Source organism: Pseudomonas sp. BIC9C, assembly GCF_034541995.1.
Classification (GTDB): Bacteria; Pseudomonadota; Gammaproteobacteria; order Pseudomonadales; family Pseudomonadaceae; genus Aquipseudomonas; species Aquipseudomonas fluorescens_CC.
Map to the genome: position 1 here is coordinate 341,703 of NZ_JAWDGM010000007.1, position 25,981 is coordinate 367,683.

At 56.7% G+C, this 25,981-nt stretch carries 18 protein-coding genes and 2 pseudogenes; 6 read left to right on the forward strand and 14 right to left on the reverse strand.

Annotation, left to right across the window (positions count from 1 at the left end; translation table 11 throughout):
* The first annotated feature begins 146 nt into the window (after positions 1–146).
* Positions 147–860: a response regulator transcription factor gene (locus tag RS887_RS27490; RefSeq protein WP_322617844.1), complete on the forward strand. Its 714-nt coding sequence runs from the start codon at positions 147–149 to the stop codon at positions 858–860.
* A 43-nt stretch (positions 861–903) separates the two neighbouring features.
* On the opposite strand, the gene dinD is transcribed toward RS887_RS27490, so the two are convergent.
* Complete coding sequence (gene dinD / locus RS887_RS27495; protein ID WP_322617845.1) at positions 904–1,740, reverse strand: DNA damage-inducible protein D; 837 nt, start codon at positions 1,738–1,740, stop codon at positions 904–906.
* A 414-nt stretch (positions 1,741–2,154) separates the two neighbouring features.
* Positions 2,155–3,176: pseudogene (locus RS887_RS27500) on the reverse strand (IS110 family transposase).
* 980 nt (positions 3,177–4,156) lie between these two features.
* Here RS887_RS27500 and RS887_RS27505 point away from each other — a divergent pair.
* The gene (locus RS887_RS27505) at positions 4,157–6,058 is read left to right on the forward strand and encodes a potassium transporter Kup (RefSeq protein WP_322617846.1); all 1,902 of its coding nucleotides are present in this window, start codon (positions 4,157–4,159) and stop codon (positions 6,056–6,058) included.
* Positions 6,059–6,145: 87 nt separating this feature from the next.
* Here the strand turns inward: RS887_RS27505 and RS887_RS27510 are convergent, their stop codons facing one another.
* Both RS887_RS27510 and RS887_RS27515 read right to left on the reverse strand, forming a co-directional pair.
* A complete protein-coding gene (locus RS887_RS27510) occupies positions 6,146–7,096 on the reverse strand; it encodes a magnesium transporter CorA family protein (RefSeq protein WP_322617847.1) in 951 nt (316 codons plus the stop codon).
* Positions 7,097–7,162: 66 nt separating this feature from the next.
* Positions 7,163–8,749 carry a RimK family protein gene (locus RS887_RS27515; RefSeq protein WP_322617848.1) on the reverse strand — a complete coding sequence of 529 codons (1,587 nt, stop codon included), beginning with the start codon at positions 8,747–8,749 and terminating at the stop codon, positions 7,163–7,165.
* Positions 8,750–8,841: 92 nt separating this feature from the next.
* Between RS887_RS27515 and rimI the strand changes: the two genes are divergently transcribed.
* Positions 8,842–9,987 carry a ribosomal protein S18-alanine N-acetyltransferase gene (gene rimI, locus RS887_RS27520; protein WP_322617849.1) on the forward strand — a complete coding sequence of 382 codons (1,146 nt, stop codon included), beginning with the start codon at positions 8,842–8,844 and terminating at the stop codon, positions 9,985–9,987.
* Positions 9,988–10,037: 50 nt separating this feature from the next.
* Here rimI and kdpE read toward each other — a convergent pair whose 3' ends face one another.
* From kdpE to RS887_RS27555, 7 genes are all read right to left on the reverse strand, one after another.
* Positions 10,038–10,727 carry a two-component system response regulator KdpE gene (gene kdpE, locus RS887_RS27525; protein ID WP_322617850.1) on the reverse strand — a complete coding sequence of 230 codons (690 nt, stop codon included), beginning with the start codon at positions 10,725–10,727 and terminating at the stop codon, positions 10,038–10,040.
* Positions 10,724–13,423, reverse strand: coding sequence for a two-component system sensor histidine kinase KdpD (kdpD, locus tag RS887_RS27530; RefSeq protein ID WP_322617851.1), 2,700 nt, complete (start codon positions 13,421–13,423; stop codon positions 10,724–10,726). Before kdpD ends, kdpE begins: the two co-directional genes overlap by 4 nt.
* A 22-nt stretch (positions 13,424–13,445) precedes the next feature.
* The gene (gene kdpC, locus RS887_RS27535) at positions 13,446–14,018 is read right to left on the reverse strand and encodes a potassium-transporting ATPase subunit KdpC (protein ID WP_322617852.1); all 573 of its coding nucleotides are present in this window, start codon (positions 14,016–14,018) and stop codon (positions 13,446–13,448) included.
* A gap of 12 nt (positions 14,019–14,030) precedes the next feature.
* Positions 14,031–16,109: a potassium-transporting ATPase subunit KdpB gene (gene kdpB / locus RS887_RS27540; RefSeq protein WP_322617853.1), complete on the reverse strand. Its 2,079-nt coding sequence runs from the start codon at positions 16,107–16,109 to the stop codon at positions 14,031–14,033.
* 10 nt (positions 16,110–16,119) lie between these two features.
* Positions 16,120–17,892, reverse strand: a complete 1,773-nt coding sequence (gene kdpA, locus RS887_RS27545) for a potassium-transporting ATPase subunit KdpA (RefSeq protein ID WP_322617854.1) — start codon at positions 17,890–17,892, stop codon at positions 16,120–16,122.
* Positions 17,889–17,981 carry a K(+)-transporting ATPase subunit F gene (gene kdpF, locus RS887_RS27550; RefSeq protein WP_322617855.1) on the reverse strand — a complete coding sequence of 31 codons (93 nt, stop codon included), beginning with the start codon at positions 17,979–17,981 and terminating at the stop codon, positions 17,889–17,891. Before kdpF ends, kdpA begins: the two co-directional genes overlap by 4 nt.
* A 388-nt stretch (positions 17,982–18,369) precedes the next feature.
* Positions 18,370–19,653 (reverse strand): AAA family ATPase, encoded by a 1,284-nt coding sequence (locus RS887_RS27555; protein WP_322617856.1) that lies wholly within the window; start codon positions 19,651–19,653, stop codon positions 18,370–18,372.
* 784 nt (positions 19,654–20,437) lie between these two features.
* Between RS887_RS27555 and RS887_RS27560 the strand changes: the two genes are divergently transcribed.
* Together RS887_RS27560 and RS887_RS27565 are read left to right on the forward strand one after the other, a co-directional pair.
* A complete protein-coding gene (locus RS887_RS27560) occupies positions 20,438–21,349 on the forward strand; it encodes a DMT family transporter (RefSeq protein WP_322617857.1) in 912 nt (303 codons plus the stop codon).
* Positions 21,346–21,963, forward strand: a complete 618-nt coding sequence (locus tag RS887_RS27565; RefSeq protein ID WP_322617858.1) for a pirin family protein — start codon at positions 21,346–21,348, stop codon at positions 21,961–21,963. The genes RS887_RS27560 and RS887_RS27565 overlap by 4 nt, the downstream gene beginning before the upstream one ends.
* Positions 21,964–22,002: 39 nt before the next feature.
* Here RS887_RS27565 and RS887_RS27570 read toward each other — a convergent pair.
* From RS887_RS27570 to RS887_RS27580, 3 genes and pseudogenes are all read right to left on the reverse strand, one after another.
* Positions 22,003–22,173, reverse strand: a pseudogene (locus RS887_RS27570) (hypothetical protein); the annotation flags it as partial.
* Positions 22,116–22,433 (reverse strand): IS66-like element accessory protein TnpA, encoded by a 318-nt coding sequence (gene tnpA / locus RS887_RS27575; RefSeq protein ID WP_322617859.1) that lies wholly within the window; start codon positions 22,431–22,433, stop codon positions 22,116–22,118. The gene tnpA and the pseudogene RS887_RS27570, both read right to left, overlap by 58 nt.
* Before the next feature lie 286 nt (positions 22,434–22,719).
* Entirely contained in the window at positions 22,720–23,454 is a 735-nt protein-coding gene (locus RS887_RS27580; RefSeq protein ID WP_322617860.1) for a hypothetical protein, read from the reverse strand.
* Positions 23,455–24,234: 780 nt separating this feature from the next.
* Here RS887_RS27580 and RS887_RS27585 point away from each other — a divergent pair.
* The gene (locus RS887_RS27585) at positions 24,235–25,980 is read left to right on the forward strand and encodes a sigma-70 family RNA polymerase sigma factor (protein ID WP_322617861.1); all 1,746 of its coding nucleotides are present in this window, start codon (positions 24,235–24,237) and stop codon (positions 25,978–25,980) included.
* Position 25,981 lies beyond the last annotated feature (1 nt).

Here is a 25,981-nt window from a genome sequence, read left to right on the forward strand (position 1 = left end):
ATGGTTTCATGGTTCCTGGGTCTGATGCGTCGACTCAAAGAATCATAGCGGACGCCGCGACCAACGGCGGGCCGCTCGCTTTCACTGTGTCGATTGAGCCGCTATGGTCGATAAACAGCTGCCCAAGTGACAAGGAGTCACCGTGTATGCGCATTGCAATTCTGGACGATGAGCCCGCCGAATTACGCCGGGTCGAACAAACCCTGCAACAGATGGCCGAAGCCGGGGAGCAGCCGTGGTCGCTGCATAGCTTCGAACAGACCGAAGACCTGATGCGCCAACTGCGTCGGGAAACCTTCGACCTGCTGATTCTCGACTGGCAACTGCCCGAGCTCACAGGTTTGTCATTGCTGCTATGGACCCGCGAACACATGGAGGCACCGCCTGCGGTAATTATGCTCACCAGTCGAGACGGCGAAAGCGATATCGTTCAGGCCCTGAATGCCGGCGCCGATGACTACGTCAGCAAACCGTTCCGCCCCAATGAACTGAAGGCCCGTGTTGGCGCAGTTCTGCGCCGACATGGCCAGCAGCGCGCAGCTACCGAGGGGTTGAGCTTCAATGATCTGGTTTTCGACGACGCCGAGCTGACCGTCACTCGCGACGGCAAACCGATCGTCATGACCGAACGCGAATACCGCCTGGCGCATTGCCTGTTCAGCAACTTCGGTCGACCGCTGTCGCGGGATTACCTGTACGAACGGTTCTGGCCCCATGAAGAAATGTCGTCGTCACGACCGCTGGATACGCACATCTATCGCCTTCGCAACAAGCTCGGGCTGACGGCGGATCGCGGTTGGCAGTTGCTGACAATTTATGGGTATGGGTATCGGTTGGAGAGTGTTGCGCCAACAACCTGACTCATAGGCATTTAAGTTCTGGTGGAGGCCAGGGTCTCATTGGTCATTCTTCCACCGACTTTCCATGAAGCTTCTTCACCGCGGACTCAACTTGTTTGATGCTGCTTTCCGGGACAGGTAAATCCTCTGGCATGGTTCCCCCCAATTCGACGATGGTCTCCCGTACCTTTCTACCTACTTCCAGATGCACCTGATTGGCTTGATGCTTGCCTTGGACGTTATCCCGGCGCAATTTTTCCTCAGCTTGTGTAGCACGAAACAAATTGGCAGCCAGTTCGGTTGAACCCATGTGATCCAGAATTTTCTGACTCTTTTTAAGCCCTTTTCGTTGGTGAATGGCTTTCTGATCAAGCCCGCCATATAACCCCTGATATCCGTGATTCTGGAAAATGGCGAAATCCAGTCCCGTTTCAACTCCAGCTTGCTGTGCCGCTTCAACCAGTTGCTTGTTGTGCTCGCGCAGTTCATTACGCAGTAACAAACGCTTCTGATCGTCCCTTAGCTTCTGAAAGGTGGCGTCATCTGCCAGTTCCTGGCGTCGAGTCTGAATCGCGAAATAGGTCTGCCCCGAGGCAATAACCGGCTTGGTAGGGTCGCCATTCTGTACGATCAGATAGCAAGCATAACGAGAGAGCCGGACATCCTTGAGTTCCCGCTGGGAACCTGAACCCAGGGAAACCATTCTGGTGGCGTCAACAAAATGGTTGGCAACCAGTTGATCACTAAGCTCACAAGCCTGTATTGCCTTGCCAATGACATTCTCGAAGTTCCGCCACTCTCGGTACTCCAACAGAGGCGCAAGCTCTCGGGCAGACCAGTATTCAAACCCCTCGTTCGATTGGTGCTTCAGGCCCTCAAAAGACTGATGCTGCTCGCTCAAAGGTCATCCTCCATAGGGTAGGTATCACGAACTGGTTCGATTCGGTAACCCGGTTGAGCGTTGCACCGGCGCCAATACTAATCAATGGTGCATTAACAAATGCAAACATAATTGCCGCGTAGTCACCGACAGCGCTGTAACTCCAAAACAATTACTCCCACAAAAATGTATGGTCAGCCCATCTCCTGCAACCTCATGGGCTGTTTCCGGTAAAGCTGGCTTGCGCTAATGTATCCGGGCTCATGGTGAGCGTTGCTGGAACAACGCTCGGCCCTCGATGATAGCCGCTCCCGACTGTCCTGAAAAACCCTCAGCCTCTCTAGCTGAATTTTGTGCCAGGTTCTCAGTCGGGCCGTTTGCCGTTTACTGTCATCAGTCAGTGACGTCGCAAAAGCCGGTGGTAACGCTGTACGTTCAAGCGTTCGGATGTGGGTCGTACTGGCCGCCTTTGGCCAGTACCGCCCACACGATTCGCGCCAGTTTGTTCGCCAAGGCGCAGGCCACGATGTTGGAGTGTCGGCGCCTCAGCAGCTCTTGAACCCAAGGCCCAAGGGCATCTTCCCGTTTATCGATATGACGCATGATGGCCCGCGCACCCTGCACCAAGAGCTGACGTATGTGCTTGTCCCCACGCTTGCTGATCCCCAGCAGCACCGTCTTTCCGCCCGTCGAGTATTGCCTCGGGACCAGCCCTAACGAAGCCGCGAAATCGCGTCCGCTGCGGTAGCGCGAGACATCCCCACGTCGGCCAATACCGCGCTGGCGGTGATCGGGCCAATGCCAGGAATACTCTGCAAGCGTTGTCCGGCATCGTCTTCCTTCAACTGTTGTTTCAGGTCGGACTCGATGTCCTTGATCTCATCAGTGAGCTGTTGAATCTGATAATAGAGGCGCATCAGCAGGCCCTTGAGACGCAATGGAACCGGGTGCCGAGGGTCGTCCAGTAGCGCCGGTACGCGGTGTAAGGCCGTGACACCGATGGGCAGGCTAATCCCGAACTCCAGTAGAAAGCCATGAATCTGGTTGGTCGCCGCCGTCCGATGCTCAATCAGCGAGCCTCGAACACGGTGCAGGGCCGAAAGCGTTTGCTGTTCTGCCGTTTTGATCGGGCAGAAGCGCATCGTGGGGCGGCTCGCCGCCTCACAGATCGCTTCTGCATCAATGAAGTCGTTTTTGTTGCCTTTAACGAACGGTTTGACGTACTGCGGAGCGATCAACTTCACCTCGTGACCGAGTGCGCCGATCTCCCGAGCCAACCAGTGGGCACCACCACAAGACTCCATCACCACCGTGCAGATGGGGAGTTGCGCCAAGCTTCCGAGCAACTGGCCACGGCTCATCTTCTTGCGCAAAACCTGATGACCTCGGGTGTCCTGGCCATGCAGGTGGAAACTGTGTTTGCCGATGTCGATACCGAGAAGCGTCATCGCATTCATGAGAGATCCTCCGGCCGAAAACGAGAAAAGCCCTGCAAGCGTAAACCTGCAGGGCTTATCGGTCAGGCTGACCATCTCATTAAACCCGGCGAATCAGAGATCCTCCGGGCTTGTTTTTGCTTTACGGCCAGCTAAAAGCCACCCAATTGTAGGATCACAAAATAGATGATTCTGGAGCCCCAGCAAACACTGGCAGAAAATCATCTTTTTTGTGAGCCGGCCGGTTGGGATTCACAAAAAAGATGAGAAAAACCTATCGAGTTCACAAAATAAATGCCCAGAGCAAAAGCCTTCGGTGGCCATCCATCGCCTGAAGACACCGATTTCGCCGAAAGACTTCTGGCTAGAAGGCATTGCTGGTGGACCCTCATTCACTCCGAGCTGCCTCTACCACGACCTCCGCACCGACTTCTGGTGCATCACGCCAAAGCACGATTTCAGGTGATTCAGGTAAATCGAAATCACACTGCCGTAGCAGATCAACCAATTTGTATCGCTTGTGACCAACCGAAGACCCAGCGGAGGTTACCAGTTGGGGATACTGATCGTTCTTTTGATGGTGCCGCGCCATTAGGTACCTCCTATTGCTGAGTAGTGAGCGTATCACCGGTTCAGGCAGCTACCTGTTCCGTTCATCCAACACATTTGGGTACTCAGCGCTCAGTCCCTCGAGTATCGTCAACCTACGCACAAATCCCCCTGCCTCGCTTGAGTATTGTCGCTGATACGAAATTGACCCAGTTGCCGAAATTTCACCCTTTCTCCTGCTTTATGAGCTATTGCCAACGCAGGATGTTCATCAGGATGTTTTGGGGCAGCCGTTTATTTTTTACGCTTTCTTTACGGAAGACGTTTTTGTCCACAACGATACTGGCCGCGATTTTTAGACCGTCCATGCGTTGGCATTTCTAATGACGCTGGCAATGTATTGCCCAAGGATGGCGTGAACTTCCTCCCCCGCAATTTGAGAGAAGCGACCCTTGAGTGAAAATGTGACCAGTGCGCATGTAGATTCCCCATCCAGAACGTCAGGAGTGGGCTTGCTCTTCGCCGCCGTTGGAGTGGTTTACGGGGACATTGGCACCAGCCCCCTCTACACGCTGAAAGAAGTCTTTTCCGGCCACTACGGAGTTCAGGTAAATCACGACGGAGTGCTAGGGATTCTGTCGTTAATCTTTTGGTCACTGATTTGGGTGGTCTCGATCAAATATGTGCTGTTCATCCTGCGTGCCAACAATCAGGGCGAAGGCGGCATCATGGCGTTGACGGCGTTAGCCCGCCGCGCGGCAGCACCTTATCCGCGCATGAGCAAGGTGCTGGTACTGCTCGGCCTGTTTGGTGCGGCACTTTTTTACGGGGACAGCATGATCACCCCGGCAATTTCTGTGCTCTCTGCGGTTGAAGGGCTACAGCTGGCGTTTGACGGAATCGAGCACTGGGTCGTGCCTTTGTCATTGATCGTGCTGGTGGCGCTGTTCTTGATACAAAAACATGGCACGGCCCGAATTGGCATCCTGTTTGGTCCGGTCATGGTGCTGTGGTTTGCGGTGTTGGGTGCGCTTGGGATCTACGGTATTTTGCAGCGCCCGGAAGTGTTGCAAGCTCTCAATCCTGCTTGGGCAGTGCAGTTTTTCGTGGTTCATCCGGGAATCGGTGTGGCGATTCTGGGTGCTGTCGTGTTGGCGTTGACCGGTGCTGAAGCTCTGTATGCCGACATGGGTCACTTTGGGCGCAAACCGATTTCTCGTGCGTGGTTCATGCTCGTACTGCCCGGTTTGGTGCTCAATTACTTTGGCCAAGGCGCCTTGATCCTGGGGGACCCGGAGGCTGTGCGCAACCCGTTCTATTTGCTTGCGCCTGATTGGGCACTACTGCCGATGGTCGCGCTCTCCACACTGGCCACCATCATCGCTTCTCAAGCCGTGATTTCCGGTGCCTTCTCCCTGACTCACCAGGCCATCCAGCTTGGGTATGTCCCTCGCATGTTTATCCAGCACACCTCCAGTCAGGAGCAGGGACAGATTTACATCGGCACGGTTAACTGGGCATTGATGGTCGGCGTTGTGCTGCTGGTCATCGGTTTCGAGTCGTCCAGTGCGTTGGCCGCAGCCTATGGCGTCGCGGTGACAGGCACCATGTTGATCACAACCATCTTGTCCTCGGCTGTCGTCCTGCTGCTATGGAAAACGCCGCGCTGGCTGGCTATTCCGATGTTGCTCGGTTTTCTGCTGGTAGACAGCCTGTACTTTGCGGCCAATGCACCGAAGATCTTCCAAGGCGGTGCGTTCCCAGTTATTGCAGGCATTGGTCTGTTCATTTTGATGACCACCTGGAAACGGGGCCGGAAGATCATTGTTGAACGGCTGGACGAAACCGCGCTACCTCTACCACTATTCATCGATAGCATCCGTACGCAGCCTCCCCATCGGGTTCAAGGTACGGCGGTGTTTCTAACGGCCAGGGCCGATGCTGTTCCTCATGCGCTGCTGCACAACCTGCTGCATAACCAGGTTTTGCATAAGCAAGTGGTGTTGCTCACTGTGGTGTCTGAAGACAATCCGCGTGTGGCTGCTGAGCGGCGGTTTGAGGTTGAAGCTTATGGCGAAGGGTTCTTCCGGGTCAGTCTGCACTTCGGTTTTATCGAAGAGCCTGATGTCCCTCTGGCCCTGAGTCTCTGTCACTTGGCTGAGCTGGATTTCAGTCCGATGCGCACGACCTATTTCCTCAGCCGCGAGACGGTCATTCCGACCAAACGCATTGGTATGGCCCGTTGGCGAGAAAGCCTGTTCGCGTTTTTGCTGAAGAACGCCAACAGCAACCTGAAGTACTTCAAGTTGCCGTTGAATCGGGTGATAGAGCTGGGCACACAGGTTGAGATGTAAAGAGTCATCGAATATCCAGGGCGGCTCATGGGGCGGTGGCGCGAGAAGGTCAAAGCTACCGCACTGCCTGTGCAGCGCCTCAAGCGTTCAATGCGGGCCATTCATGCTGGACGAGCCACGCGTCAGACGCTTGAGCGCGATGACCATCAGGCCCCCGGCAACCAGCATTCCCGTGAGAAAAAGCGGGTAGGCAACCCACCAGGGGACGGCTGAGGTCATCATGCTGAACTCGGACATGCCACCAATGCTGGCGATCAGGTTGAGAGGCAGGAAGACCACATTGATCAGCGTCAGTTTGCGTAGCAGGTTGTTCATGGTGTTGTTCATCAAATTACCGCGTGCATCGATCAAGCCGGCAAACACTCTGGAGTAGATTTCCGCCTGTTTGTTGCACTGGGTGTTCTCGATGATCAGATCGTCGATAAGCGCGATCGCCTCGACGCTGAAGTGCTCTTTTTCTGCATGGTTGCGCAACCGGGTCAGGACAGCGCCATTGCTGTGAATCGCGTTGATGTAATAGATCAGGCTTTCGCTGAGATTAAACATCTGGATCAGATGTCGATTCTCCATCGAAGAGTTGAACTTCTGCTGCAACTCGCGAGCCACCATCTTGATCACCTTGAGGTGGCCCAAGTAGTGATGGAGGTTGTTGAACAGCATGTCCAGCAGCACATCCAGCGGAGTGTGCAAGGGGTGCCGCTCCCCCAATCCGCTTAACTGGGAATCGTCGGTCGCAATTACCAGCAAGCGTGTTTTAGAGAACAGTAAGCCGAACGACGAGACCTCGAAGGCCAGGCTTTCTCCGCCCGAGTAACTTTCCGGACGCTTCCAGATCAAGAACAGATTATCCGGGTGGAATTCGATGCGTGAGACTTCGTCAGGATCCAGTGCCGAAGCCAACGCGTGATCGTCCAGTTTGAAATCGCTGCGCAGTAGATCCCGTTCTGCGATATCGGGATTGCTGAACAACATCACATCGGCATTGAGGTGTTCAACCGATACCAGTGCCCCATTGGCGAGTTGAAAACTCTTGATCACATCTGACCTCTGGCGTTATCGACTGAGCAAGCCCGTGTCTTGCAGGATGCGTGTCGGATCAAGCACTCACCACACCTGGCCACGACGTTTGAGTTCCAGGCGCCGGACGAATTCTTCCAGCACAAGTGAATACAAATCGTCCTGCAAGTAAGCGTCTTCGATGCCGGCGTCCATGTTCGGGTTGTCGTTGACCTCGATCACCACCACCTTATCGTCGGACTGCTTCAAGTCGACTCCGTACAAACCATCACCAATGAGGTTGGCGGTCTTCACCGCGAGTTCAACCACCGCTCGTGGTGCCTCGTGGACCGCCAAGGTCCGGCATTCCCCATTAATGTCCAGGCCCTTGGCTTTGTGGTTGTAAATCTGCCAGTGACCTTTGGACATGAAGTACTGGCAGGCGAAAATCGGCTTGCGGTTGAGCACGCCAATGCGCCAGTCGTACTCGGTGTAAAAGAACTCCTGAGCCAGCAACAACACCGAGTGTTCGAACAGCTCAGCGGTGGCTTCGAGCAGTGCCTGTTGGCTTTCGACCTTGATCACACCCCGGGAAAAGCAGCCATCGGGAATCTTCAGGACTAATGGAAAGCCCAGGCGTTCACCGACTCGCTCGAAGTCTTCCGGGCGTTCCTTGTAGAGAATCTCGGTGGCCGGCATGCCCAATTGATGGCTTTTGAGCAGATCAGTCAGGTACACCTTGTTGGTACAGCGCAGGATTGAAGCAGGATCGTCCATCACCACCAGGCCTTCGCTTTCCGCCTTCTTGGCGAAGCGATAGGTGTGGTTATCCACGCTGGTGGTTTCGCGAATCAACAGGGCGTCATACTCGGCGATGCGTGCATAGTCTTTCTTTTCGATCAGATCGACATCTATACCCAAGCCTTTGCCGACCCGGATAAAATTTTCCAGTGCCTTGGCATTGGAAGGCGGCAGCGCTTCTTGCGAGTCATGCAAAATGGCCAGGTCGTAGCGGGCCACGCGGGGTGAACGTGGCATTCGCCATATCTTGCGGCTGAAGCTGTCCAACGAGTTGGCAAACTGCTCTTCCTGGTCTTCGCGTAACTTTTGCAGGACACCGGACTTTATTCCGTCGATGCGCCAACTATTACTTTTACGGAACTCTACCAGGAGAATCGGGCATGGGAAGATTTCAAAGATTTGCCGTGCCAGATCCTGTAATGGTTCAAGGTTGGTTTTACCGAAGTATAGGGTGAGCGTGAATCCTTCGGTATTGCTGTAAATGTGGTTGCTCAGTGCTTTGTCCAGGGTTTTGCCCAGATCATCCAGCGCCAGGCCATACAGTGATTTTTTGGTAAGTTCGCTGATAGTGCGCACGGACGGAATAACTTTATGGCCGCGTGCTTCTGCCAGCAGTGAACAATAATACCCGTGCCCCAGATACTTGTAGCTTCGGCATAGGTTAATAACCTGGACGCGCTTGCCGGCTTCGATCTCTAGAGGCTGCTCCAGGTACTCCTGGGCACTCATCACATCTTCCGAGGGGAAGTAAGAGGCCCAGTCTTCTTTTCGTTCAACAATAATGATCACCTGGCTGGATCTTCCCGGTGTCTCCGGTAAATAAGTCAGGTTTGATATTGCCGTTAACCGATTTTGCTCTGATACTTCACGCAAGCCGCCCTGTACCGCTGACATATGAAAAGGTCCGTTGGAGAACAAGTCCTTATCTATTAAGCACGATACTTTTAAAAAGTCTCGTTTCGTTACGCAACTTTTACGGTGGGGCTATGAGTCTATTATTTCGCAATGCTACACAGGATGATCTGAAGTCTTTGCTGGAACTGGAGAACCAATGCTTTACCTCTGATCGACTGACTCCACGCAGTTTTCAGTGGATGATCAGCCGAGCCCATGCCAGCCTGATCGTTGCGCAAGACGGGAGTCAACTGATGGGCTACTGTCTGGTCCTGTTTCACCGTGGCACCTCTTTGGCGCGTCTTTATTCAATCGCAATCGCCACCCACAGTCGCGGCCTCGGTCTTGGAAAGCAGCTGTTGGATCAGGCGGAGGATTGCGCTCGCGCTCACGACTGCGCCTACCTGCGACTGGAAGTGCGGCCGGATAATCCCGTCGCTATCAGTCTTTATGAGCGTAACGGTTACCGACGCTTCGCTGTGGTTCACGACTACTACGAAGACCATGCGCATGCCTTGCGTTTGGAGAAGCGCATTCTGCAACATCGGGAAAGCCGTGAATTCCAGGTGCCTTACTACCAACAAACCACTGAATTTACCTGCGGCCCGGCGTGCCTCTTGATGGCCATGAGGGCATTGCAACCCGATCGTTTGATCGAGCGCAGGGACGAACTGCAAATCTGGCGTGAAGCCACGACGGTGTTCATGACTTCGGGACACGGCGGGTGCAGTCCCCAAGGATTGGCATTGGCGGCCTGGCGCCGAGGATTTCGAGTACGCCTGCAAGTCAGTATCGCCGGTCCGCTATTTCTCGACGGAGTGCGCGACGAACATAAAAAGGAGGTTATTCGCTTGGTGCACGAAGAATTCTGCACGGAACTTCGGCAGAGTGATGTGGAGCATGTCAACAGCAACCAGTTGAATTTGGCGCTCACGCTGAAGGCCGGTGGTCAACCCTTGGTGTTGATCAGTAGCTACCGTCTGACTCGCTCTAAAGCCCCGCACTGGGTAATTGTCACTGACTACGATGAGGATTTCGTCTACCTGCATGACCCTGACATTGATCACAGTCAGCACCGTCAGGCACTCGACTGCGAGCATCTTCCCGTCAATCACAAGGCGTTCGATAAGATGTGTGCTTTCGGCGGCAATAAGCTGCGCGCCTCAGTGACGCTTTACGCACGCGAGCAGCCCAACAACGGAATGCCATGTACCTCCAGCACAGATGCTTTGTATTAATGGAACCTCGTATGTCGTGATTTTAAAGTTTTACTTCCGTAAATACAGGCTCAAGGAATGAAGCGATACCCAACCCCCGTTTCGGTGATGAGGTGTCGCGGCTGGGAAGGGTCTGCTTCGACTTTTTTACGCAGGCCTCCCATGAATACTCGAAGGTAAGGCGTATCGGTGGTGTGCGATGGGCCCCACACAGCTTTGAGCAGTTGCTGATGCGTCAGGACGCGGTTCGGGTGTGCGCAAAGATGGACCAGCAGGCGGTACTCCAACGGCGTCAAATGCAGAGGGGCGCCGGAGCGTTCCACGACACGCCGTTCCATATCAATCTGGACGTCGCCAAACGCCAGGACCGTATGGTTCTCGGTATCCTTTACGTGTCTGCGTAGCATTGCGCGGACGCGAGCCAGCAGCTCTCCAGTGCCAAACGGTTTCACCAGATAATCGTCGGCACCCGTGTCCAGGGCCAGGATTTTGTCAGACTCCGCACCGCGGGCAGACAACACAATGATAGGCACCGGTGACCAGCTCCGTACGTCCCGGATCAGGTCGATGCCGTCGCCGTCAGGCAAGCCCAGGTCGAGCACGATCAGGTCCGGCCGGCGGGTGCCCGCGTCGATGAGGCCCCGGTGAAAGGTATCGGCTTCAATGACCTCCAGGCCTTCAGCTTGCAAGGCCATTCGCACGAAACGGCGAATTTCCTTCTCGTCTTCAATGATCAGGACATGGGGCATTGATTCGGTCATGGCTGCTCCTCGTCAGCTTGCTGCGCAAAGGATTCGATGTCTGGGGGGGCTTCACGGGGCAGGCGTAGCGTGAAGCAAGCCCCACCCGTGGATCGCGTGACGCCCTGAATAGTCCCGCCATGGACTTGGGCAATGGCCCGGCAAATGGCCAGGCCCAACCCCACGCCCGGAATCGAGCTTTCCTTCTTGCCGCGCATGAATTTATTGAAGATGGCGTCTTCATGACCGTGGGGGAGCCCGGGACCTTCATCGGCGACCCACAACTCGATATGGTCCGGTGTGGCCCTGGCCCCCAGGCAGATGGAGGTGCCTTGCGGTGTGAACTTCACGGCGTTTTCGAGCAAGTTGATGAGGATGCGTTCAATCAGTACCGCGTCGATATGTACGGGGGGCAAGTCATCGTCCAGCGCGACATGCACCGAACGCTGGCCCAGAATCGACTGGATGGCCCGCAGGGCGCTGCCCACCACCTCTTCGATGGGTTGCCACTGACGGTTCAACACCACTTTGCCCGATTCCAGGCGAGCCATGTCCAGCAGGTTGTTGACCAGGGTATTCATGCGCAGCGCCGATTCACCCACCGCTGTGGCGATTTCGACAGCTTCCCCGGTCAGGGGCGGCCGGGTCAGTTTAAGCGCTTCGGCCAACCCGACCATCACTGAGAGTGGGGTGCGCAGGTCGTGGGAGATTGCCGAAAGCAACGAGTTGCGCAAGCGCTCGGATTCCATTTGCACTGTCGTATCCTGGGCCACGTTGATGTAGTGAATCCGCTCGAGGGAGATGGCCAGCAATGATGCGCAAGTGTCGAGCAGGCGACGTTGTTCCGGCACCACGAGCCGGGTCGTATCCCTTGGTTGCACCGCCAGCACTCCGCGCACCCGCATAGGTGCCGATAAGGGCAAGTAGAGCGTGGAGCTGGAGGGCAAGGTGTCGGTGCCGTAGCCGGCCGGTTCGACTTTGTCGAAAGACCACTGGGCGATGGCAACGTCTACTTGCGGTGCCTCCCCGGTTACCATGGGGGGCAGGAGCTTGTTGTTGTCATCGGCCACCAGCAAGGCAGACCGGGCAGCAAATTCGGCGGACAGAAACCGGGCGCTGATGTCGGCGACCTGTTCGGTCATCAGCGCGGCGGACAACAGGCGCGACATGTCGTACAGTCCCCGCATGCGATCTTCACGCCGTTGCGCTACCCGTGCCTGATACGTCAGGCCAGCCGTCATCTGCCCGATAACCAGGGCGACCACGAGCATGACGCTGAAGGTCACCAGGTATTGGATATCGGCGAAGGCGAACGAAAAACGCGGTTCTACAAAGAAGAAATCAAAGGACGCAACGGAGACAAAGGCCGCTAGGATGGCCTGCCAGCGACCAAAACGAACCGCCACGGCGACAACGGCCAGCAGGAAGATCATGACGATGTTGGCCTGTTCAAGCACGTGCAGCATTGGCAGGGCCAGCAGGGTCGTTACCGCACAGACCGCCACACTCCAGGCATAGGATGGCCAGGCGATCGGGTTACCGCTGATTTCAGGTTGGGTTTCGGGCGGTGAACGTCGGTGGGTCGGGAGCGAGACTTGAATCACATCCAGGTCGGCGCCCAGCTCACCGATCCGGTCGGCCAGTGCTCGTCGCCAGAATTGACGCCGTGGACGTTCGTCACGGCCCAGCACGACTTTTGAAAGGTTGTACTGTCGGGCGTACTTGATCAGTACTTCGGCGATGTCCTGACCGGCCAGAGTCGAGATCTGCGCGCCCATCTCTTGGGCCAGTTTCAGGGACGCCAGTACGCGGCGACTCTTGGTTTCGGGCAGACGCTGCAAAGCCGGGGTTTCAACATACACGGCATGCCAGGGCACGTTGAGCTGAGCGGCCAGGCGAGCCGTCGAACGTATGGTTTTCTCGGCCTGCTCATGGGGGCCAACGCAGGCGAGCAGCGAGTCGCGGGTGCCCCAGACCGGTTTGACCGCACCACTCTGGCGGTACTGCAACATGTCGCTGTCGACACGGTCGGCGGTGCGGCGCAGCGCCAGTTCCCGCAAGGCAATCAGGTTGCCTTTACGAAAGAAATTCTGCACCGCGCGTTCGGCCTGTTGTGCCAGATAGACCTTGCCTTCCTTCAAGCGCTGCAGCAGGTCATCAGGTGGCAAGTCGACGATGATCACCTCGTCGGCGTTGTCGAACACATGGTCGGGCACGGTCTCCCAGACGCGAATACCAGTGATGCCACCGACAATGTCGTTCAAGCTCTCCAGGTGCTGGACGTTCATGGTTGACCAGACATCGATCCCGGTGCTGAGCAACTCTTCCACGTCTTGCCAGCGTTTGGGGTGCCGGGAGCCGACCACGTTGGAGTGCGCCAGTTCGTCAATCAGGATCAGTCCGGGGTGGCGCTCGAGCGCAGCATCCAGGTCGAACTCGGACACGGTGCGGTTTTTGTCGACGACCTGTTTGAGCGGCAGCAGTTCGAGCCCCTCTGTCAACGCCAGGGTTTCGGCACGGCCGTGGGTTTCGACCACGCCGATCAGCACGTTGCTGGTTTGCAATTTCGCCGTATGGGCCGCGGCCAGCATTGCGTAGGTTTTGCCAACACCGGCGCTGGCGCCGAAGAAAATCTTCAACCGACCGCGTTTGGCCTGCGCTTCTTCTTCGCGAATCTGGGCCAGTAGCTGGTCCGGATCAGGACGTTGTTCGGCCATCAGGCTCACCGTGTGTTAGCGCTCAATGTGCGGCGTCGAGTGCCAGGTTCAGGGCCAGGACGTTGACCCGGGGCTCACCGAGAAATCCCAGGAGCGTCCCTTCAGAATACTCGCTGATCAGTTGCTGAACCTTTTCGAGGGGCAGATTGCGCACCCGTGAGATCCGGCCCGCCTGGTACAACGCAGCGGCGATGCTGATGTGCGGATCAAGACCACTGGCGGAACTGTAGACCAGGTCGGCAGGCACCGTGGCCGTGTTGCCGGGATCGGCCGCGCGCAAGGCGTCGATCCTGCCCTTGACCGCCTCCATCAGCGCCGGGTTCAACGGCCCCTGGTTGGAGCCCCCCGAGGCCTGCGCGTTGTAGGGCATGGGGCTGGTAGCGGAGGGGCGGCTCCAGAAGTACTTCGGATCGCTGAAGCCCTGACCGATCAACAGGGAGCCCACGGTTTTGCCGTCTCTTTCGATCAGGCTGCCGGCGGCCTGATGGGGGAAGACCAGCTTGGCGATGCCGGTGGTGAGCAGCGGATAGGCCAGGCCGGTGATCAGTGAAAAGGCAATCAGCAGGGTCAATGCCGGACGCAGTAGAGAAGCCATGACAATTCTCCCTCAAACCAGATCGACGGCGGCCAGCGCCATGTCGATCATTTTGATGCCAATGAATGGAACGATTACCCCGCCCAGCCCGTAGATCAACAGGTTGCGCCGCAATAGCAGGGCCGCACCGACCGGGCGGTACTTCACGCCTTTGAGCGCCAGGGGAATCAGGAAAATGATGATCAACGCGTTGAAGATCACCGCCGACAGCACCGCGGAGTTCGGGCTGGTCAGGCCCATGACGTTGAGGGCCGCAAGCTGCGGGTAGGTGGTGACAAACGCCGCCGGCACGATGGCGAAATACTTGGCGATGTCGTTGGCAATCGAGAAAGTGGTCAGCGAGCCTCGGGTCATCAGCATTTGTTTGCCGGTTTCCACCACCTCGATCAGCTTGGTCGGGTTGCTGTCCAGGTCCACCATGTTGCCGGCTTCCTTGGCGGCTTGAGTACCCGAGTTCATGGCCACGGCGACATCCGCCTGGGCCAGTGCCGGGGCGTCGTTGGTGCCGTCGCCCGTCATCGCCACTAACCGGCCTTCGGCTTGATAGTGGCGGATCAGTTCCAGCTTCTGTTCGGGAGTGGCCTCGGCCAAAAAGTCATCGACACCGGCTTCGGCGGCGATGGCTGCAGCGGTGACCCGGTTGTCGCCGGTCACCATCACCGTTTTGATGCCCATGCGGCGCAATTCGACAAAGCGCTCCTTGATGCCACCCTTGACGATGTCCTTGAGCTCAATGACGCCCATCACCTTGGTTCCGTCGGCGACCACCAGCGGGGTGCTGCCCCGGCGAGACACATCATCGACGATGGTTTGTACGGCGTCGGGAAAGGCTCCGCCCAGACTCTGGACATGGCGCAGGATCGCTTCGCCGGCGCCTTTGCGCAATTGCCGGGCGCCCATATTGACGCCGCTCATGCGTGTTTGCGCCGAAAAGTGCACGAAATGAGCGTCAAGGGCCGCGATGTCCCGTTCGCGCAGATTGAAGCGTTGTTTGGCCAGCACCACGATGCTGCGTCCTTCAGGGGTTTCGTCAGCAAGCGAGGCGAGCTGCGCCACGTCCACCAGTTCCGCTTCCTTAATGCCCGGCGCCGGTAAAAAGGCCGAGGCATGGCGGTTGCCCAAGGTGATGGTACCGGTCTTGTCGAGCAGCAGCACATCCACATCGCCGGCGGCTTCCACGGCACGCCCGGACGTGGCGATCACGTTGGCTGCCATCATGCGGCTCATGCCGGCCACACCCACGGCCGACAGCAGCCCGGCAATGGTGGTGGGAATCAGGCAGACCAGTAGCGAGATGAGTACGGTAATCGAAACGGGCACCCCGGATTTGGCCACCGCGACCCCGAATAACGAGAAGGGTAGAAGCGTCACCGTCACGCCGAGGAATACGATCGTCAGGGCCACCAACAAAATCGACAAGGCGATTTCATTGGGGGTTTTTTGCCGCTTGGCGTTCTCGACCATGGCGATCATGCGGTCGACAAAGGTTTCGCCAGGGTCGGCGGTGACGCGGACGATGATCCAGTCCGAGAGGACTCGGGTGCCACCGGTGACGGCTGAGAAGTCACCCCCGGATTCGCGTATCACCGGGGCTGATTCGCCGGTGATGGCAGACTCATCCACCGAGGCCGCACCTTCGATGACTTCGCCGTCGGCGGGGATCATCGAGTCTGCTAGGTCGCCGGCTTCAACCACCACCACATCACCTTTGCGCAGGTCACTCGACTGAGCCAATTGCCATTCGGCGCCGTAGTGCGGCTCGCGCAGTTTCTTGGCCCAGGTTTCCTTCTTCAGGTTGCGCAGGGACGCCGCTTGCGCCTTGCTGCGGCCTTCAGCCAGCGCCTCGGCAAAGTTGGCGAACAGTACGGTGAACCATAGCCACAAGGCGATGGCGAGGATAAAACCACCGCTGGCTTCGCCCTGGCCACGCAGCGCCTGAACCCAGAGGGCGGTGGTGATGATCGCGCCGATGTAGACGACGAACATCACCGGGTTACGCCACTGGACCCTGGGGCTGAGCTTGTGCAGGGACTCAACCATGGCTGGCCCTATCAGTTTTGGATCGAACAAGGAGAACGCTTTGCGAGTCATGTCCGTAGTCTCACTTGATCAACATGAAATGTTCGACTACTGGCCCCAACGCCAGGGCCGGCACGTAGTTCAGCAAACCGACCAGCAACACCGTACCAATCAGCAGCACCACGAACAGCAGCCCGTGGGTGGGCATCGTGCCGCCGGTGACGGCCAGGCGTTTCTTCGCCGCCAGGCTGCCGGCCACCGCAAGTACGGGCACGATTACCCCGAACCGGCCAAACCACACGGCAATCGCCAGCATCACGTTGTAGAAGGGCGTATTGGCCGACAGACCGGCAAATGCGCTGCCGTTGTTGTTGGCCGCCGAGGTAAAGGCGTAGAGGATTTCCGAGAATCCATGGGCACCGGGGTTGGCAATCCCCAATCGGCCAGCGTCGGTCATGACCGCAATGGCGGTGCCGAACAGCACCAGCAACGGTGTCGCCAGGATCGCGATGGCGACCATTTTCATCTCGTAGGCTTCGATCTTTTTGCCCAGGTATTCCGGTGTGCGGCCGATCATCAGGCCGGCGATAAACACCGCTAGGATGGCGAACACCAACATGCCGTACAGACCCGAGCCGGTGCCGCCGAACACCACTTCGCCCAATTGCATCAGCACCAGCGGCACCGCGCCGCCCAACGGGGTAAACGAGTCGTGCATCGCCACCACTGCACCACAGGACGCCGCCGTCGTGATAGCGGCAAACAGGCTGGAGGCGCTGATACCAAAACGCAGCTCCTTGCCCTCCATGTTGCCCGCTGCCGTGTCGATGCCCAGGGTTGAGAACTGTGAGTTACCCAGTTGCTCATAATGGGTCACCACCACCACCGCGATCACGAAGATGATCGTCATCGTCGCCAGCAAGGCCCAGCCTTGTCGTATGTCGCCGACGATGTGGCCGAAGACGAAGCACAGCGCAGTCGGGATCAGGAAGATCGCCAGCATCTGCAAGAAGTTGCTGACGGCGGTGGGGTTTTCGAAGGGGTGTGCCGAGTTGGCGTTAAAGAAGCCGCCACCGTTGGTGCCGAGCATCTTGATCGCTTCTTGCGAGGCGACAGGCCCCATCGCGATGGTCTGCTTGTCGGTGCTGGCGGGCTTGGTCACCGGGTTGCCCTTGGCATCAAAGCTCGGCTGGCCAGCGTCATTGAGCACCGGCGCCTGGTACCGCATGACCTCCATCGTCGTGACTTCCTTGTAGGGGTCAAGGTTCTGGATCGCGCCTTGGCTGATGAAGAACAGCGCAAGGATCAGTGACAGCGGCAACAACACCCATAACGTGATGCGGGTGAGGTCGGCCCAGGCATTGCCGATGCTGGTGGCGCTGTGGCGGGCGAAGCCGCGGATCAGCGCAATCGCCACCACAATGCCGGTGGCGGCGGACAGGAAGTTCTGCACCGTCAGTGCAAGCATCTGGGTCAGGTAACTCATCGTGGATTCGCCGCCGTAGCCTTGCCAGTTGGTATTGGTGACGAAACTGGCGGCGGTGTTGAACGACGAGTCGGGCGACACGGCGCCAAATCCCTGTGGGTTGAACGGCAGTACACCTTGCAATCGTTGCAGTGCGTAGACCGCGAGCAGCCCCAACGCGTTGAACAGGATCAGGGCGAGGGCGTACTGCAGCCAGCCCATCTGCGTTTCAGGCTGGATGCCGGCCAGGCGATACAGCGGTGATTCGATGCGTGAGCCGAGGGCAAACCGGCCCTCCATCACGGTGGTCAACCAATGCCCGAGGGGCCAGGCGAGAATACCCAGCGCCAGCAGAAAGGTCCCGAGGAGGACCCAGGCTTGAGTCGTCATAGGAAGTCCTCCGGAAACAGCAGCGCGGCGACCAGGTAAACCAGCAAACCGGTCGCGATAATGCCGGCGAATAGATAGAAGGCAGTCATGACCGTCTCCTGTTAAGCACCGCACAGCCGTGCGCCAGGCCGACCAGGCTGATGAAGAACAGTGCACCGAGTACTAGAAAGATGAAGTCCATGGCATTTCCTCCTGCTATGAGGAAAGCCTAAGCGGACACTTGCTAAGTTGTTATCAGGATTGGATGCATGGATATAAAGATCTGATAAAGATCCCGCTCAGGTGGGGCGGTCAGATTGAAAGTTGGCCGGCGGAATTACGTCGCCTCCGTGTCAGTCCGAACTTTCCAAAGAATCGTAGACGTATTCGACCGACTGTTTTTGGCCATAGCTTGTTGGCGCTGACGCAGAATTGCCCTAGTGGCCGATGCCACGCTGACCCAATACCAATCCGCCGAAATCCAGCACTGGCAATGTTTCACAAGGTAGGAGCCTGGGTCAGTGAAATGTCGGCACCTGGGTCAATCCTGCGCTGGCGATAACAAGCCTGCAGGTTAGCGAGCTCTCGAAGCTGAGCCAGACCGTCACGCGCCTGCACGTATGGGTCACGTACAACGTGATAATCACCATTGATTGGCGTCCCGCAAGCGGGGCAGTTATCGGGCGACAAGGCTTGTAAGCCAAGAACCGCGTTGTACAGATTTTGGAAGGAGGTCTCACCAGTCTTGGCAGTTAGCCTTTTGTCCACATCCTCGAGCAGCTCCTGCTCACGATCCGCAGCCTGATATGCCGCAACCAACGCCTCGCTGCTGACGCCATAGAGACCTGGCGTTGGTCCATCCAGTTGCGCATTGAGGTAATGCAGACGACCTGGAGCGGCATCGCTGCCGATGAGTTCAAGAAGCTGCTGGTACGAGAGGCCGGCAGCATACGCTCCAGCATAGGCAGTCTCCTCTTGCGCGATTGTCTGAACTGCCTGGAGCTCGCCATTTATTGTTGCTTGATCGCGCTGCAGCGCTGCACGCTGCGTTTCGAGCTCCTGCTGTTGGATCGCAACTAGATTGAGCTGCTGGTCCATCGACTCGTTGAAGTTAGTGACGAAGTCATGGAACTGCTCCATACCAAACAGAGCCGCTATCAGATCCTTCTTTTCACCTGCGCTCTTAGATGCGATTCGCGAAAAGTTATCTATGCGGTTTTTCTCAACGAAGCAGAATCGATAGGCCTCTGAGTCCGCTTGCACTGCCGACACCTGACCTTCCGCGCCTCGTGCAGCGAGGGTGGGGGCTTCATACCTATTTTCGTGAAGGTTCGCGAAATAGCGTTGAGCAGGGATTCGCTTAGCCGACGCCTCATCTACGGCCCCCAAGAGTGCCAGCTCTAACGCTTCGCAGAGGCTCGTTTTGCCGCTGCCATTAGGGCCGTAGAACATGGTAATTCGCTGAGGAAAATTGAACGTCTCAGCCACTCGGAAGCCACGAAAAGGGCCGACGGTAAGACTATGCAGTGCGCTCCATGCCCACTCACCAACAGTAACCGCTCCCGCAACTGCGGGAGGTGTGAAGTCGGTTTGGAGCAGAGACTCTTTAGCCTTGGCAGCCAATAGCACCGATCGGCGGCTCATAGCGCGCGAGTGTGCGGCCACGGTGTCGAAATCTTGGTCGACCAGATTTGCAAACCGTCGAGTGTCTTCGGTAGCACCGCGTTCTGGAAGATGAAGCCAAGTTAGGAATTGCTGGTAGTCATGCCGAGCCGAACTCATATTGTTTACCTCCTGTAAACGTACCGTGGTCAACATCCAGTCGCTGCGAAAATTTCACCTCCATCTTCTGATGCCGAAATCGAATTGGCAACAGCGTCGGATTCAATAAACCCAAGCGCCTTCAGGGGCTAAGTGCTTGATGTCTGCGAAATTGCACTCCACTTGACCAGCTGATTGCATCGGTACTGACCACTCGTTTGCATTGCACTTGACCAGGCGTTTGCAATGGCTCTGACCACCGATTCCATCGGATTTTACCAGCACGCTTAGTCAACATGATCGGCGGAGAGATGCCCTTTGCTGCCGGTGGCGACAGGCAGTCATCGACCAAAGCGGACGTTCACCAAGGTCTGTTTTCGACCGATTCTGTTGAAAAAGTCGGTCCTTCGAGACTGCCCGCGTACTGACTGCTGAAAACCCCTTTTTTTCGAGCAGCTACGCGAAATCTGAGCCCAGAATCCTCTGCTCAAAGTAAAGATTTCAATCTCAAGCGCGTACTTTTCTGCCGTGGAAACCATGGCCGACTTTTTCAACAGAATCGACCCATTGCAGACGTTCAGGGCAACTATAGGCCGGCATGAGAGGAAAGCAGAGCGTGTAACGTGGCGTACTCCTCGTGTCGTCAGCGTGCGTGTACCACGGTCGACCTGGTCAACGTTACAAAGCCAAGCGGGTCCGCGTCGATTCCCCACCCAGCGTGAAAGGTGAAGTTCCAAGGGGCCTCTAGATCGGGAGCACCCCGGTGTCCAGACTGAACAGGACAACAACTAGGAGCCTTCATCCCATGAACCTGTCCAGACTCTGGCCGCTGCTGCTGGGTAGCGGTATCACGCTCGGCCTCGGTACTCCAATCGCGAAGGTAGCGGCGCACCACGGCGTGGGTGCACTTTCTTTCGCACTATGGCCCACGCTGGCAGCCGGCCTGCTGCTCGGTGCGATCGGGCTGTTTCGGCAAGGACGTCCTGTCGACCTGCCGCGCCTGGTGCGCTTCGGCAGCGTCGCCGGCCTGTTCGGCCACGCGTTGCCGATGTCCGCAGTGTTCTGGTTGTCTTCGCACGCCGGCGCCGGCTTCGCATCTTTTTCGCTGGCGTTGCCGCCGGTGTTCACGCTGCTGTTGACCTTGCTGCTGGGGCTCGAGCGGTTTGCGCTACGCCGCGGGGTCGCAGTCGGGCTCGGTCTGTCCGGGGCCCTGCTGATGCTCGCCGGCCGCGGTGGTTCCTTCGAGGCCACGCCCGCGCTGCTGGCCATGGCGCTGGCCATTCCCGTCACAATCGGCGCAACTAATATCTACCGCGCGCGTCACATGCCGTCCGACGTCAGCGGCGAGTGGTTGTCGTCGATGACGCTGCTGGCTTCGTCGTCGATGCTTGCGCTCGCCGCCCTTGCCCTGGACTCCATCGTGCCGCCGCTGACAATCCCGGCCCTCGCCTGGTTGGCGCTGCAGACCGCTGTGCTCATTGTTGGCTACCTTTTCTACTTCGCGCTGCAACGGCGGGCCGAACCGGTGACCTTCAGCTTCATCGGCTACGTGATGATGCTGCCTGGGGTGACGATCGGAACCTTTGCCTTCGGCGAGCGACTGCCGTGGACGGTGTGGCCCGCGGCCGCACTGGTGCTCGCGGCGTTGCTTCTGCTGCAGCGGCCGGCACGCGCCATGCCACTTGCGGTCCACCGTGACCAGGGGGCGTCGGTATGAATCTCTTCGAGATCCGCCGCAGCGCAGAGCGCGGCACGATGCGCACCGACTGGCTCGACGCGCGCTTCAGCTTCAGCTTCGACAACTATGTCGATCCGCATCGCATGCGCTTCGGCCCGCTGTTGGCGCTCAACGACGACCGCGTGCAGCCGGGCACCGGCTTCCCGATGCACCCGCACCACGACCTCGAAATCGTCATGCTGCCGCGCAGCGGCGCCGTCGAGCATCGCGACAACCAGGGCCGCGAGATGTTGGTACATCCCGGCGAATTGCAGTGGATGCGCGCTGGAAGCGGCATCCGCCATCGGCAGTGGAACATCTCATCGCACGAGGTCGACCACCATTTCCAGCTCTGGTTCGCGCCGTCTACCACTGGTCTTGAGCCAGCCGTCGAACGGCTCGCGTACCAGACGCCCACACCCGGCGCCTGGCGCACCCGCGTGTCGCCGCAGCCGCAGGACGGTGCGCTGGACATTGGCGTCGACGTGGTGCTCGCCCTTGGCAGCGCCGCACCGGGCCAGACGCTCGAGATACCGGCACGAATCACGGGCGGTCTCTACCTGCACTTGATGCAGGGGCGCATCGAAGTGCACGGCACCGGCCTCATGCACTAGCACCTTCATGCGGTTGGCCCGGCGGTTGGCAAAGAGATAAGCACAGTGCGGCTTCGCCGTACCGAACACGGCAACTACTCGGGCCAGTGCCGTGTCGGTGCCGGCGCGCATGTCCATGGGCTGTGTGGCGAGCCAGATGGAGTCGATGCGGATCATTGGGCCAGGCCACGAATAAAACACGCGCAGCCGTCCGGATCCGAGGCTGGCCATTTAACTGTGATGGATTTATCGCCCAGAGGGAGCGAGATGATCACCATATCTTCTGTTGCGCGTTTGGGTGCGGCTTTTACAGGCAGGAATGCCGGTAGGGTTGCAGGTGATTGATCCCGGTAAATCGGTAGCCACTTGCGGATCACGTTGGCGTTGATGCCGTGATGGATGGCTACGTTGGAAATCGTCGCCCCGGGTTGCAGGCATTCCTGGACGACCTGAGCTTTGAACGGTTTGGGGTAAGAGCTTCGTTGGCGCATGAAAATCCTGGCGATAAGGGCAATCGCGTCCGCTTAAAAATACGCGGACACCATCGCCCTTAATGCTGGAGTTCGGTAGGTGACTTGGCCGGACGCTTACTGGTAAACCACTTTTTTGAGTTGTTAACCGCAGTGGTTTACAGATCAAAAAAGCGGTTTACATGAAACCAAAAAAACTCGATTTCGTTACTCTTGCAGTTCCTATCTTAGCGCTCTGAACTCAGTAAACGCTTGCGCCGATGCAAGGCAACCGGGGGGGTAATTGTGGAGATCTGGTCATCATTACTTAGCAATGCTGCGCGGCCTTCCACGACAGGTAGTCGACTAACTTCTTGCTTCGAGGCCAAACGTACTGTCGGCAGGGAGATTTCACTATGGATGGGCCAGCAACTGGCCTGAATCCATTCTCCCAAAGGTGGGGCATGACGTGTTTTGGGGGTAGACCCAAAAAGACTGACAGCTCGGGGCCAAGTATGTATCTGCGTCTGAATCTCTCAATCGCTTTCGGGAGAACCATTTGCAAAGTACTCCTACCGCTTTTGATGGGGGTACTCCAAAGGATCCCCTGCCGGACCAACGCGTAGGCGACCTCCTGCTTTACCCCTAAAAGGATCGCCGCTTTGCAGACGGTAATCCCGGGGAAATCCGAGGGCTTCTGAAAGACATTCCACATCCACTTCTTCAGAGCCTGGGTATTGATTAACCAATGCCCCAACATAACCTTGCCATCACCATCTGAAAAAGCTTGAAGTTGGCCGGCCTGAATCGCTTTGATCAGCTCCACCAAGCCTCCACCCGCAGGAAGGTGGTGCTTTGCGAGGTAGTTGACCGTAACAAAACCACTTCCCGTAGCAGGCCCCATATTTTCAGGCCTCAAAGCGTCAATCGAATCGACATCTATCAGCCAGTTTTCGCCTGGCTTTGGCCTTCCGCCATGGAACCTGAGCATCCCTGCGCTAATCAACTGTCGAACTCTTTCCAGGTTGATATGTAGTAGTTTTGCCGCTTGCCTCATGTTCACTGAGCCCTGCATACGTAAAGAAATGTATATAAAGGAAAAAAACGTAAATTTGGCGGTGGAGAGCGCATGCCCTGATCCTCAAATCAGACATGCCTCAGTATCGGTATCACGAGCCCTAAAGAAGGGATTCAGCATGATGCATTTTAACAACCCTCGCTCCGCCCAAACCGCTAAACCGAAACCACGCGTCAAAAAAGGTAACCGCGACGCAGTTACGGGGTGGTGCGCGAAGCGGCTCGTGCCGGCGACGAGGATTTCACTTATTTCGTTGTCACCGGAAAACTTCGGTCGGCCAAGTGAGGCCGAGTAGCATCGATACTTCGCGCTTTGTCGCAAGCTTTAGGTCGAATTCTCCCATTTCCAAAGCCTGACACTTGCTCCCTGACCTCCGCTAAGCACGCTCCGTACTTTTTAACACTATTTTTTTTCACTAACGGGAGAGTGGTGCCAAATACATTCATGACCTCTGAATTTTTTGACAGACTGGTTTGAACGCCCCAAATCTGTAGGTGTGTGGTTAGCACCTGGAATGCGCAAGCCTGCCTCTCAGTTCTGGGAGCTGTAGGCTAGGCTACTACGTGCTTCAGCTTAGCGAAGCTCGCCCTCGATATTCAGCAACGAGATGGTTGAGCAAGGTGAGGTACCGCATTACCGAGGATGCGGCCATGCACGTAGCATTTACCATGGCCAGATTTGTACGTTTTATCACCGCTGCTAACGACGCTCGACTATTACTGTCTTAGTAATGGGACAAAACGCTACCACCGTAAGGGGCAAGCGATGACTTCACTCTATGCAGACACAGGGATCTTCGTTTGGGCGAAGAGTCTTGCTGAACAGGGCTCATATGCTCCCTCGCGGAAGGTTTTTGTGATTGGCAAAACTCTTGCTCTAGAGGCTTTGCGCCAGGTAACGCCGTCGGAGCGCGGCGCTCAACAAAAATTGCTTGTCGATGAAGCCGTTCTCCGCGGAACCGCGAGGTTTTCTAGGGAAAGTATGTTGCCACTCGCAGAGCTTCAATTATCGTCCGAACCAAGCTGGGATCCGTATGACGCATTGGTTGAGTTAATGGTCGCAGACTGCGGAGCTCAGGCGATCCGCTCGGTAAAGAGTCGTCTAAACTCAGCAGGTATCAGCCTAGGCTACGCAGAGCTTCATGACCTCTCGACGGCATTTGTGAATGCACACTTGCGAGCCGCAATCAGAAGCTTCGACCCTGTTCGAGGGGAGGGAAAGGAAGGAGCGTGGCTAAGCACCGTTTTGTATAGGTTTGTCCTTCGGCACGCATTGATGGCTCATCGAATCGCGTCAAATTTTGACTTGGCATTCGAGATCACAGATCCGTCGCCATTCCCCGAGGAGCAGATTGATCTAGAAATACAGGAGAAGGCGCTAAAAATTTTGCCCGCTGCGCTTAAATGTCTTCCTGAGACGCAGCGGCGAGCCATTGCACTGTATTTCGGTCTGGAGCAAAGAGAGCATACGATCAAAGAAGTGGCCCAGAGCCTCAACACAAATCCTTACTTTGCTCGACTGGCAATCATCTCTGGCGTCATGAGTCTCGCGGCAAGACTGGATGCGGAAGGTTTGCTTTCTGCGGATGAAATACTGCTTGCAAAGGCACTGCTGGTCGAGGGAGAGAGCCTAGATTCGGCAGCACACAAGCTAGGAATGAATCGGTCGGTTATAAAGCGGCAAATGTCCCACATTACTGACAGAGTCAAGACATCACTACGGCGACGAACGATCTCATCAAAATCAACCTCACTAAACGGAGAAGCAGATATGACGAAGACTCATGACGAACTCCTAGAGGAGCTATCAGGCGACCTTATCGAACATCGCTTGACGATAGAACGTAGTACTACAGGTCAGCTCATGGTTACGGGCAGAAAACTGAAGGAAACCTTGACACTGGAACGCGCTCGAAAGCTTTTGACTACAAGCGTTGATAGACTCGTAGCAGCCGAAATTGAGCTTGAGGACGAAGCTGCTAGGCTCTTTGCACCTGAGGGGCCACGTAAAGATCTATCAAACGAGGATATTGAGTGGGCAGTCTTGCTACAACGTGCTGCTCAATCATCACTCGTTGGCATACTGCCACTGGTAAATATATGGAAGAAAAAAGCCCAAGAGGCCGGTCTTGAAGTCACATCTGATGAAGCAGAACTAGCTGAGCGCATTCGCGAAAGTCTTGCCACTGTGTCCTCCGCCCTAGAACTATCTATGCCACGCCAGGGAAGAAGGGATGGCAAGACCAAATTATGGATTCGCTTCGGAGAGCGTCCAGATGACGCGACTTTTGGGTGGTTCGATGGAATTGAACAAGGCGAGCCGCTTCATCTACTGTCGCTCGTCCGCCATCGACTCAGTCTCGTCGGTGATTTTGACGGGCCGGCATTGACCTTGTTAGCTCAATGCGCAATTCAGGGTCTTCAAGAAGGGTGGGGTATGCTGCCACGGTTCACTTGGCAAGGGTCGAGGTCAGACACAGCGACATTACTATGGGAGAAGCCGACTCTCTGAC